Consider the following 11,475-nt stretch of genomic DNA (forward strand, 5'->3'; position numbering starts at 1 on the left):
TCAAACGCGTAGTCGTTAAAATTCTAACTTGACCCGCTACGGGCTCAAGTAACAGGAGTTACACATGATTGAGCGATCGAAAACCGCAAATGCCTTGATCTTTTCTTACTTAACTCTCAGAAAAATCATCGGGATTCTGGCGATTTCGTTTCCCGTCGTGCTTTTTTTGGGTGCAGTCATCTTTTTTCAAACCGGCCTGCAAAGTTCCGTGAGCAGCTATTACCACACCGGCATGGGCGATGTTTTTGTGGGCACACTCTTCGCCATTGGCTTTTTTCTGCTCTCCTACAAGGGGTACCTACCTATTGACGACCTGGTTGCCAATATAGCTAGCGTATCTGCCGTTGGCCTGGCACTATTTCCGACGACCCTGGACAATCCCGCTGAGGGCGCTGCAACCTTCATTGGAAACATTCACTTTGCCTTCGCTGCGCTGTTCTTAATATGCCTCGTCTATTTCTCGCTAGTCCTGTTTACGAAAACAGACCCGGAAAAAACGCCTTCACCGAGAAAACTGCAGAGGAATATGGTCTACAGGGTTTGCGGGTACATAATGAGCCTTTGCATCCTGCTCATTGCAATTTACTTCCTTATTCTCGATGGGCCGGAGTCGCCCCTTGCAGCATACCAACCCGTATTTTGGTTGGAAGCCATCGCTGTGATGGTATTTGGCATTTCCTGGCTAACCAAGGGCGAGGTGATCTGGAAGGATGTGGCTGAACATTAAGTTTGACAGTGAACAAAACCTAACCCCTCATTCCAGCGGACAGCCCCCGGCCGCCGCTGATCTCAACCGTCATGTGCTTGATTCCGCGTACCAGCCCGACCCATGAGTATAAATCCAGATGAGGGAAATTCGCCAATGCAGCCGAAACGCTGGTGGGAGATCCTTGCCACGCTGACTCCCCTTATCATCGGCCTTGGCGTAACGGGATTGGGCACGTTTGCCACGTTCGTATACCGAACTCAGGAGATTCAACTAACCCAATTGAAAGTGCTAAACGAATGGCGATCGATGCTCCAATCCGATAACGCGCAAGATCGATCTTTTGCGTACAATGCCTTCGTCGCCTTAGGCTACGAGTCCCTGGTGCGGAAGCTCGTCTTAGCGAACAACGATCCGGCGGGTCGCCCTGCCTTAGCTACCGCAGCGAAAGACGATGGGAGCAACGAGGCGAAGCGAATCCTCGCTGAAGTGCCTGTGTACGTATTCATACATATCGCACAGGAGGAGGACCGTGAGAAAGCAGAAATCCTGAGTGACTCGCTGGTCTCCCGCTTGAAATTTATCGTTCCAGGAGTACAGCTATTAAAGACAGCACCCCAGGAACCAGAGGTGCGTTACTTTAACGACGTGGATAAAGAGGAAGCGACGGAAGTTGCCAAATTGATGATGGCGGTTGGTTGGCCTGATGCTAAAGTGAAGAGGGTGTCGTTCCTAAAGGCGAAGCCGGGAACGGTTGAAGTTTGGCTCCCCGCGAGCGATGCATAACAAGGAGTTTGAGGGGATGGCCAACTGCGACGAGGTCGCCGCGCCTCAACTAGGGCGGTAGGCGGCGAGGCACCACGAACGCCCCGCGCTAAAACGTCTGCTCGCTAGCGCACCAGCACGATCTTCCTCGTGAATCCCTGGGATCCGGCTGCCACCCGGCCCAGGTAGATGCCGCTGGGGGCCGCCGCGCCATTTCCCATTCGGCCGTCCCAGAACAACGGAGCGAAGCTCTCGCCGTGACGGGTGATCCGGCGTATCTCCTGGCCCAATAGGTTGTACAGCACCAGTTCCACCTCCCGTCCGGGGGTCACGTCGAGCTGCGTCACCCGGGAACCCGCGACGGGGTTGGGATAGAAGTTGCCCACGATGAGCGGGATGACCAGCTCCCCGCTGCTGGTATCGGGCACCAGGTAGCTCAGACGAATGGACCAGTTGCCCGTCAGGAACTCGCCATCGACTTCGGACTCGGTGAGGGGTGCAAAGCGGGTCATGCCAGGTGGCTGATAATAACTGTGGGATGTCGCCAGGTGTTCGTTGTAGCCCAGGGCGTTGTCTGCGCTGCGCAGCCCCACATAGACCCGCCCGCGGAAGCCACGGCCGGAGCCGATTCTTGGCGGCAAACGATGGGTGGTCCAGGCCCTGCCGAGCGGGGCCGGAATCACGGCCTCGTAGGCAGCGGATGCGGCGCTCAAAACCGCCCCATAAATCGTGAGCGTCACCGCGTCGCTCCCACCCGTGATAAACTCCACCGCAGCCAGCTGGACCAGCCCCTCAGTTAAGAAGAACTCAGTCGCGGCCTCCCCGGCCTGGGCCCCATCACCCAGCTGGATAAAGCGCATTTCGTCTGCGGGTGTATTGCCATCGTAGGACAGGCTCACCTCCTCGAACCCGCCCTCCGCATCGATAAACAGCGTGTAAGATACGCTGGACTCCACGGCGCTGGAGGCCGTTGCCAGCACCAGCAGGTCTGTATAGTTTGTACCGAAGGCGGGGTCATGGTAGCCCGTCGTGAACAGCTGCGGCGCCAGCAGGATCACACCCTCGGTGCCGTTGATGAGTGTCACAGCCGGGTCGATGGCGCTACGGGTGGCCAGCAGGAACAGGTTCTCCCCGCCCGTGATCAGCACCCAAAAGGCACCCAGCCTCAGCACGTCGCGCTGGAAACCGTTCTGTGGGAAGCGGGTGACGACATCATGCATGGCCGGTTGGGGTAGGGCAAACTGCCCGCCGTACCCATCCACCCCGTCGCCCTGGAGGAAGTTGGCCCGGTGCCAGTTCGCGACAAAGGTGTCCATGCCCGGCTGCTGGTGGGCGCTGAGCACTTGACCAACACCGGCCACACCGGTCTGCGTCGTGGCGATGAGGTCCCGGACAAACTGCGTCCCCAGCTGGACCCAGGCATACGTGAAGAACAGTCCGCAGCGGGCATAGTCGGCGACTGCACCGTCGAAACTGTCCAGCCGCACGTTGGTGTTGGCCAGATACAGACTGAAATCCCTGTGCGGGAGACCCATCAGGGTGGGCGCTAGTTCGCTCAGCCCCTCGTTCACCCACAACGCCTCACCGCTGTCGCGACCGTAGTGGATCAGATGCTGGTATTCGTGGGCCAGGGTCGTCAGCGCTTGGCTGATATCCGACCCGGTGAGCAGGCCGGGGTTGGAATCGAGGTAGATGATGTCGGCCAGGTTGCCCTGTTGCCGTTGGTCCAGGGGATCGAAATAGCCCGCCAGGAACGTGTCGGAAGAATCGGGGTCAAAATCGTCGCGGACGTCAATGAGCAGAATATAGACCTTGCCGTTATGGTCAATGTCGGGGGGCGCGCCGAATACATCTTCCGCGAGCGCCTGAATTCCCAGCTCCGGGTTGACCGACCCCGGCAGGGTCCGATCCCGAAAAGTGACCACCAGCTGCGCAACGGCGCTTGAATCGACCCGGCCGCTGTCCACTTCCGCCACTTCCCCGTAGATCTCAAAGGCCGCATCGCTGTGCAGCAGGTAGAATTCCACCCGAATGAGGCTTTGTCCCGCGGCGTGCTCCCTGATAAGGAAGGTGGGATTGTCGGCAGGGCTCACACCCTTGGGGATGGTGACTGCGGCAGCGGGGTCGAGCCGGGACAGGGCGGGATGTCCGCATACCGGTTCCGGTAACTGCCCCCTAAGGGGGCTCAGCGCCGCCACCAGGGCGGGGAGCAGCTCAATCCAAGGTCTCATCCCGCAAGTCCCTGCTCATCAGGGCGGAGATGGCGCTGCGGGGGTCCTTCCCCTCGAACAGAATCTGGTAGACTTCCTGGCAGATAGGCAGGCTGACGCCGTATTTTTCGGCCAGGCCCATGACCGATCTGGCCGTTCCCACCCCTTCCGCCACCATGCCCATTTCCGCCAGGATCTCCTGATAGTTGCCCCCGCGGCCCATCTCCAGCCCCAGTTGGCGGTTGCGGCTGTGCCGGCTATACACCGTTACCGCCAGATCGCCGACGCCACTCAGGCCGGCGAAGGTGGCCGCGTCCGCGCCCATGGCCAGTCCCAGGCGCGTGATTTCCGCCAGCCCCCTGGTTGTGAGCGCCGCCAGCGTGTTATCCCCAAATCCCAGACCCGTGCTGATCCCGGCGGCAATGGCAATGACATTCTTGACGCTGCCACCCAATTCCACGCCGATGATGTCCCGGTTGGCATAGACCCGCAGATAGCGCGTGCTGAACACCTTCTGCAGCTCCCGGGCATAGTCTAGATTGGTGCTCGCAGCTACCAGGGTGGTGGGCGCCTGCCGCATGACCTCCTCGGCGTGGCTGGGCCCATAGATCGAGGCGATCCGATCAGGAGACAGGCCCGTCTCACTAGCGATCACTTCCGACATGCGCTGCAGAGTGCCCACTTCAATGCCCTTGGTGAGATTGGCGACCCGCCGGCCGCGAAACAGCGCCGGATGGCTCCCCAGTACTGCCCGTACTTTCTGTGAGGGAATGGCCACGACGGCGATATCGCATTTTGAGAGCGCTTTTTCCAGGTTGGAGGTGACCGGGATGCCCCGGGGCAGCTCAAACTCTTCAAGGTGCGGATGGCGGCGGGTCGCCGATAGATCGTGCGCAAACTCGGCGCGGTAGTGCCACAGCACCACGCCGTGGCCCGCCTGATGCAGATGGGCCGCCATCACCGTCCCCCAGGTGCCGGCCCCCATGACGGAAAAAGTCGTCGCCACCAGTCAGTCTATGGAGCCGATAATGGTGTAGGGCTCCGCGTGCTTATTGAGGTAGCCTTCGAGAGCAGCAAGTCCATCCGGGGCGGCAATCAGCACGCAGCCCATGCCCAGGTTAAAGGTGGCGCGCATGTCGAGCGTCGCCACCCTCCCCGTTGACTGAATCACCTGAAATACCGCCGGCCATTCCCAGGCGGACCAATCGATGTGCAGCTCCAGCCCCCCGGGCAGCAGGCGGCGCAGGTTCCCCTCGATGCCGCCGCCGGTAATGTGGCCTATTCCCCGCAGCCAACCGTGTTTCAGGAGCGGTCGCACGATACCCAGATAGGAGCGGTGCACAGCCAGCAGGACCTCCCCCACCTCGCCACCCAGGTCAGGCACGTAGGTGTTGACGGACCACGCCTCCAGCAGGACCTGCCGGGCCAACGAATACCCGTTGGTGTGCAGCCCCGTGGAGTGCAGTCCCACCAGGACACTGCCCCCCTCTATGCGACGGTCTGTGAGCAGCTGCCCCTTTTCCACCACGCCAACGATGGTCCCGGAAACGTCGTACTCCCCATCCTGGTAGAACCCGGGCATCTCCGCCGTCTCCCCGCCCAGCAGGGCGCAGCCATTTTCCTCGCAGGCCTGGGCCATGCCTTGCACCACCGTCTCAAACTGGGCGCCATCCAGACGGCCGGTTGCGAAGTAGTCCAGGAAGAAAAGGGGCACGGCGCCGGTGGTCAGGATGTCGTTGACACAGTGGTTGACCAGGTCCTGGCCGATGGTGTCGTGGCGCCCCGTCAGGAAGGCCAGCTTCAGCTTGGTGCCCACACCGTCGGTGCTGGCCACCAGGACGGGATGATCATAGTCGGCCGCGGGGAATTCGAACAGCCCGCCAAAGCCCCCCAGGCCGGCGAGTACCTGCGGACCGTGCGTCCGGCCGGCATGCCTCTTGATGCGCGCTACGGCGGCGGCTCCCGCTTGGATGTCCACCCCGGCTCCCTTGTAGCTGCGGCGGGGCCGGCTCTCTGGCGCTGACTGACTCAAGCCGGAGGGTTGGCCCCTTCGTAAAGGGTCTCGATCTCCGCCTCAAAATGCTTCGAGACCACCCTGCGCTTGACTTTCAGCGTCGGCGTGAGTTCGTCTTCTTCGATGGTAAATTCCCGCGGCAACAGGGTGAACTTGCGCACGCGCTCATAGCGCGAGAACGGCTCCATGGCGGCTTCTACCTCCTGCTCCACCAGCGCGTTCACTTGGGCGTCGGCGATCAGCGCGCTCCGCGAACGGTCTGGCAGCCCAGCCTCATCGGCAAACGTCTCGAGCTTCTCGAAATTGGGCACCAGCAGCGCGGAAACAAAGTTGCGCTTGTCCCCGATGATATAAACCTGCTCGATGTAGGGACTGAGCACCAGGGCGTTTTCCAGCGGCGCCGGGGCCACGTTCTTGCCGGCTGAAGTCACCAGCATACTCTTCTTCCGGTCGGTGATTTTCAGAAAACCGTCCTCGTCGAGCTCGCCAATATCACCGGTATGGAACCAGCCGTCAGCGTCGATGGCCTCTGCCGTGGCTGCGGAGTCCTTGAAATACCCCTGCATAATGTTGGCTCCTCTGGTGAGGATTTCGCCGTCGGCACTGATCTTCAGCTCAACACCGGGGATTGCGGCCCCCACCTTGCCGAACTTGAATTTCTCCAGCGTGTTGATGCTCAATGCCGGGCTGGTTTCCGTCAGTCCGTAGCCCTCCAGGATCACCATGTCCAGGGCGGCAAAGAATTCGGCGATGTCGGCTGAAAGTGGTGCTGCGCCCGAGACAAAAAACCGGATTCGGCCCCCCACGCGATCCTTCAGTTTGGAGAATACGAGTTTGCTGGCCAGACGGTGCTTCATCTTCAGCCACCAGCCGGGCCGTTTGTCGGCCATGGTGAACGCCAGCATCGCCTTGCCTTGGCCCAGCGCCCACCAGAATATTTTCTGACGCAGCGCGGGGGATGCGCTGACGCTTTCGATCACGCGATTGTACACTTTCTCATAGAAGCGCGGTACGGCCAGCAAAATAGTGGGCTTGACCTCCCGCATATTCTCCGCCACCGCTTCGATGCTCTGGGCGTAGTAGGTGCTGGCGCCCCTGCTGAAGGCCAGAAAATGGCCCGCCATCCGCTCGAAGGAATGACTCAGCGGCAGGAAGGAAAGCAGCGAGTCGTAATCATAAAGCTTGATGCACTCGGAGGCAGCGTGGATATTGGTGACCAGATTGTGGTGGCTCAGCATCACCCCCTTGGGCTCGGCGGTGGTGCCCGACGTATAGATGAGGGTGAGCAGATCGTCAGGTTGGGCGATCCTGCAGAGCGCCTCGAAATCCCGTTCCTGATTTTCGTCGTGCCCCGCATCCAGCAGCTCGATGTATGACATCACCTGGCGGCCTTCTTTCTGGCCCCCCAGGCCTGACACTTGAGCGCCATTCATTACGATCATCGCTTTCAGATCGGGCAATGCGTCCCATTGAGAGAACACCTTCTCCGCCTGCTCCTCATCCTGCGCAAAAACGACTTGGGATTCACTATGTTTTAGGATGTAGGCCACCTGCGCGGGAATCAGGGTCGGATAGATGGTGACCGTGGCCGCACCCGTGCACAAGATGCCGTAGTCAGCCATGGCCCAGCGCGGGCTGTTGCTGGAAAGAATCGCTGCCTTTACGCCCTTGCCCACGCCCATGGATACCAGCCCGTAGGCCAGGTCTTCTACGGTGGCCCGAATGTCCTTGCCCCGCAGCCCTTCCCAGTGACCGCTACGGCGCGCGAAATAGAGGTAGCTGTCTGCGTATTCAGTCGTGGTTTGGAGAAACATCTCGGTGATGGTTTCGAAGGCCATGTTGAGCTCCTGCTGATGGGTTGGGCCAGGAACAAAATTTAGACCTCGATAATTTGATATACCACAACCAATAGCATGGGCTCCCCCGTTTATCGACGCTGGCGCACGGTACTCTCCACCGGTTCCGCAGGCCTGAGGCTGACGGCCCCCTGGAACACGGCCCCCATCACTGAGCAGCATGCCTTTGCTTGTGGGCGCGACCCAGCCCCGCTAAATTGCCGACGTGCCGTCCAGGGGCCAACAGTCATCAACCCGGGACCGTCCAGCATCACGAACTTTCTTGAATAAGAAACTGTACTATCCCGTGATAGTTGGTGTGCTTGCCCTCCTGGTTGGGTTGAGCGTGCTGCGGCCTCCGATCAGCCCGACAATTGTGGAGCTGCGACCATCCAAGCTCGCCATCTTTAACAATTCCAACCGTACCGTTTACGTGGCGGCCTTTGAACACCAGGCAGCCCCCTATGCCCGCTGGAAGCCGTGCGAACATCCCGCTAGGTGCACTGATCTGACCATCGCCCCCGGCCGTGTTTTGGACCTGAAGTTCGAGCTCATCTATCACTGGTACTCGGGCGCAAAAGTGAGCGTACTGTGGTGGCATCTGCTCCCCGATGCCCTGGCCGACAACGGGTACCGCATGGACGGCCCGCACGAAGTGCTGGTCACGACGCCCAATCGCGTCATCACCGGCAGCTGATACGGCGCGACTGGAGCGAGAGAATTCCTGGACCACCGACATGAAATGAGGAGCTAAGGCATGGAAACGAGAGACAGAGAGCGGGAACGAAAGCGTTTTCCGGACGAAGAGGATGATGACCAGGAGGACGAATCAACCGCAGTTCCCGCACCGGCTGCTGCTTCCAACGGGACCCGCTGGCGGGTTCTTCGCGCCCCTGCTCATCAAGGTCATGGGTGCCGCCATGACCCGCTTCCCCTGAGCTTGCCTGCTGTGGCCACCCGCTGCTTCAAGGCTTGAGTGCTGCCCGCGGAGATCGTGCAGGCAGGCATCACTGACCGGGCGACCCAGCTGGCCCTGCGGTCGGGCATTTACCTGGGCACTTCGTCCTGGAAGTACCCCGGCTGGCAGGGGCTGGTCTACCACCAGCACTATCCCAGCCGCAAAGCCTTTCAGCGGGGCTGTCTGCGTGAGTATGCCCTCCATTTTCCTGCGGTGGGCGTCGATGCCACCTTCTATCGCTTTCCGGACGAGCAGCTGATCGCTGAGCTGGCCGCCCAGACTCCCGCTGGCTTTCGCTTCGGGCTGAAGGTCACCGAGGAGATCACCGTTTACACCTATCCGCGACACGCCCGCTACGGCAGCCGCAAGGGGCAGCTCAATGCCGATTTCCTGAACGCAAAATTGTTCGTTGCCCGGTTCCTGGATCGCGTGCTCCCTTTGGGGGACAAGCTCGGCCCCATCATGTTCCAGTTCGGGACGCTGCCCCGGCAAATCCTTGCGGACGATACTTTTCTCCAGCGTCTGGACGATTTCCTGGCCGCGCTGCCCGTGGGGCCCCACTATGCCGTGGAGGTGCGCAACCGGCAGCTGTTCAACAGCGACTACTTCGGGGTGCTGCGCACGCACGGCATCGCCCACGTGCACAATTCCTGGAGCTGGATGCCGTCTCTGCCCGAGCAGCTGGCCCACGAGGACTCCTTTTCCGCACCCTATTTTGTCATGCGCTTACTCACGCCGCCGCAAATGGCCTATGAGGATGCCGTAAGTCTATTTTCGCCCTACGAGCGGCTGCAGCGGCCCCTGAACGAGCTCAGGTCGGCACTCATCGACCACCTGAACCGGGCCATGCAGACTAATTTCCCCGGCTATGTATTCGTGAACAATCGACTCGAGGGCAGCGCGCCCCTCACCATTGAGCAGGTGCTGGATGCTGTCCTGTAAGGCCTGCAACCCCGTGAAAACCGGGACTCACCACGGGGCACCGGGCGCTGCAAACTGAAAGGAGCATAGGTGCAAACTGAACTCAACGGCCACACACTGGGCTATGATATCCAGGGCGACGACGGCGGGTCGCCCGTCGTCTTCATCCACGGCTTCCCGTTCAACCGCCACATGTGGGCCCCACAGCTGGCGGCGCTGCCGCCCCGCTACCGCGCCGTCACCTATGATGTTCGCGGGCACGGCGAGAGCGACGTGGGGTCCGGACAATACACCATCGAGTTCTTCGTGGACGACCTGCTGGCCCTGCTCGATTACCTGGCCATTGAGCAGACCGTGGTCTGCGGCCTGTCCATGGGCGGCTACGTCGCCCTGCGCGCCGTGGAGCGCCACCCAGACCGCTTCAACGCTCTGGTCCTCGCCGACACCAAAAGCACCGCCGACAACGACGCCGCCAAGGTCAGTCGTGCCGCCGGCATGCTGTCCGTCAGGAGCCACGGCGTGGCCGCTTTCGCGGAGGGCTTTACCAAGGCCGTTCTGACGCCCGCGACGATGGAACATCAGCCCGACCTCGTGCAGAGGATCAAGGGCATGATCACGGGCAACGAAACCCGGGGCATCAGCGGCACACTGCTGGCCCTGGCCGCCCGCACCGACACCACCGCTGCCCTGCCCCACATGGCGCTCAAAACACTCGTCCTGGTGGGCGAGCACGACACCCTCACGCCACCCGCGGACGCCGAGGCGCTGGTGGCCGCTCTCCCCCATGCGACCCTGCAGGTCATACCCGCTGCGGCCCACCTGAGCAACCTGGAGAACGCCGCCGTGTTCAACGAGCACCTGCTGAGCTTCCTGGAGAGCCTGTAGCCGGTGCTCCCGGCCACTGCCTGTCTGGGTCTACCTGGTGAGGATGAGCTGGCGGGAGCTGGTGGCGCGGCGGGGCAAGGCAAGCTCAGGGTGACCCCCTCCCCCCGGTGCCGGGGCCACGGTCACCGACGGGAAGGGTGGCCCCAACATGGCCCCAAGATGACCCCAACGCGACCCTAAGATGGCCCCTCCAGGCCGGTGGCGGAGAGCGGGCCTCGGCCGTTGGCGGGGCGCAGGAAGGTTGTCAAAGAGCAGGTGTGGAAGGTAAGGCAGGGCCGGTGGTCAAGGAATGGTGAGGATTGACGCAGTGGGGGGTCTAGGGTGATTCGTTTCCGTGGCTCGTCGGGCTCATCATACGCGGGGCGCTGGTTTAGTGCACGGCAAGCGACTTACGCTCCTCTCCCTACCTCAGGAGCAGCATCTTCCTCGTTTGCACGAAATCACCCGCCTCTAGGCGGTAGAGATAGACGCCTGACGCCACACTTGATGCATCCCAAATGACCTGGTGGTATCCGGCTGATTGAAACAAAATATCCCAGCGGCGGACTTCCTGGCCCAGCAGGTCGTAGATGACCAGGGTCATCTGGCCGGCCTGAGGCAGGTCGAAGCGCAGGGTGGTCACCGGGTTGAATGGGTTGGGGTAGTTCTGGGCCAAGCGATAGCTCCTCGGCGGGCCACCTGGCTCAGGGGCGACTGAAACGGGGGGCGTCTGAACGTACATGATCGTCGTATATACGCTGGACCCTCCGCGTTGGCTGCTTCCCGTGACGTAGACGTTCCCGGCAGCGTCCAGGGCCAGGGCGGCGGCCACGTCAGAGGAATTTTCCGGGCCTTCGTAGCGGGCCACCCACTGCTGGACCCCAGCTGTATCGTATTTCACGGTGGCGTAGTTATCCGAGGTGCCGACACCCACACTGGGTCCCGTGACGTAGACGTTCCCGGCAGCGTCTAGGGCCAGGGCGGCGGCCCCGTCATCGGAGTTTCCCGGGCCGTCGTAGCGGGCCACCCACTGCTGGATGCCGGCCGTATTGTATTTTACCGTGGCGTAGTCAACAGAGGTGCCGGAACCCTCACTGATTCCCGTGACGTAGACGTTCCCGGCAGCGTCCAGGGCCAGGGCGGTGGCCACGTCAGAGGCATTTCCCGGGCCATCGTAGCGGGCCACCCACTGCTGGATGCCG

The 11,475-nt window shown here is 61.3% G+C and carries 10 protein-coding genes; 5 read left to right on the top strand and 5 right to left on the bottom strand.

The features are described from left to right. The first annotated feature begins 64 nt into the window (after positions 1 to 64). Together IH971_01500 and IH971_01505 are read left to right on the top strand one after the other, a co-directional pair. Entirely contained in the window at positions 65 to 727 is a 663-nt protein-coding gene (locus IH971_01500) for a DUF998 domain-containing protein (GenBank protein MCH7496510.1), read from the top strand. A gap of 135 nt (positions 728 to 862) precedes the next feature. Next, positions 863 to 1,492: a hypothetical protein gene (locus IH971_01505; GenBank protein MCH7496511.1), complete on the top strand. Its 630-nt coding sequence runs from the start codon at positions 863 to 865 to the stop codon at positions 1,490 to 1,492. 104 nt (positions 1,493 to 1,596) lie between these two features. Here the strand turns inward: IH971_01505 and IH971_01510 are convergent, their stop codons facing one another. From IH971_01510 to IH971_01525, 4 genes are read right to left on the bottom strand one after another with little or no spacing between them, the layout of a single operon-like run. Next, complete coding sequence (locus IH971_01510; protein ID MCH7496512.1) at positions 1,597 to 3,702, bottom strand: T9SS type A sorting domain-containing protein; 2,106 nt, start codon at positions 3,700 to 3,702, stop codon at positions 1,597 to 1,599. Beyond that, a complete protein-coding gene (locus IH971_01515; protein MCH7496513.1) occupies positions 3,686 to 4,666 on the bottom strand; it encodes an NAD(P)-dependent glycerol-3-phosphate dehydrogenase in 981 nt (326 codons plus the stop codon). Before IH971_01515 ends, IH971_01510 begins: the two co-directional genes overlap by 17 nt. A 24-nt stretch (positions 4,667 to 4,690) precedes the next feature. Beyond that, positions 4,691 to 5,713, bottom strand: coding sequence for a phosphoribosylformylglycinamidine cyclo-ligase (locus tag IH971_01520; protein ID MCH7496514.1), 1,023 nt, complete (start codon positions 5,711 to 5,713; stop codon positions 4,691 to 4,693). Further along, positions 5,710 to 7,533 carry a long-chain fatty acid--CoA ligase gene (locus IH971_01525; protein ID MCH7496515.1) on the bottom strand — a complete coding sequence of 608 codons (1,824 nt, stop codon included), beginning with the start codon at positions 7,531 to 7,533 and terminating at the stop codon, positions 5,710 to 5,712. Before IH971_01525 ends, IH971_01520 begins: the two co-directional genes overlap by 4 nt. 280 nt (positions 7,534 to 7,813) lie before the next feature. On the opposite strand from IH971_01525, the gene IH971_01530 reads away from it, so the two are divergent. The 3 genes from IH971_01530 to IH971_01540 all read left to right on the top strand — a co-directional run bounded on the left by IH971_01530 (position 7,814) and on the right by IH971_01540 (position 10,294). Continuing rightward, positions 7,814 to 8,227, top strand: coding sequence for a hypothetical protein (locus tag IH971_01530; GenBank protein MCH7496516.1), 414 nt, complete (start codon positions 7,814 to 7,816; stop codon positions 8,225 to 8,227). Between the two features lie 279 nt (positions 8,228 to 8,506). After that, positions 8,507 to 9,430 (top strand): DUF72 domain-containing protein, encoded by a 924-nt coding sequence (locus IH971_01535; GenBank protein ID MCH7496517.1) that lies wholly within the window; start codon positions 8,507 to 8,509, stop codon positions 9,428 to 9,430. A 69-nt stretch (positions 9,431 to 9,499) separates the two neighbouring features. Beyond that, positions 9,500 to 10,294 (top strand): alpha/beta fold hydrolase, encoded by a 795-nt coding sequence (locus IH971_01540; protein MCH7496518.1) that lies wholly within the window; start codon positions 9,500 to 9,502, stop codon positions 10,292 to 10,294. A 403-nt stretch (positions 10,295 to 10,697) separates the two neighbouring features. On the opposite strand, the gene IH971_01545 is transcribed toward IH971_01540, so the two are convergent. Then, positions 10,698 to 11,475: T9SS type A sorting domain-containing protein (locus IH971_01545; GenBank protein ID MCH7496519.1), on the bottom strand; the 778-nt coding region annotated here is incomplete at its 5' end.

This window comes from Candidatus Neomarinimicrobiota bacterium, from assembly GCA_022560655.1.
In the GTDB taxonomy this organism is placed as follows: domain Bacteria; phylum Fidelibacterota; class Marinisomatia; order SCGC-AAA003-L08; family TS1B11; genus JADFSS01.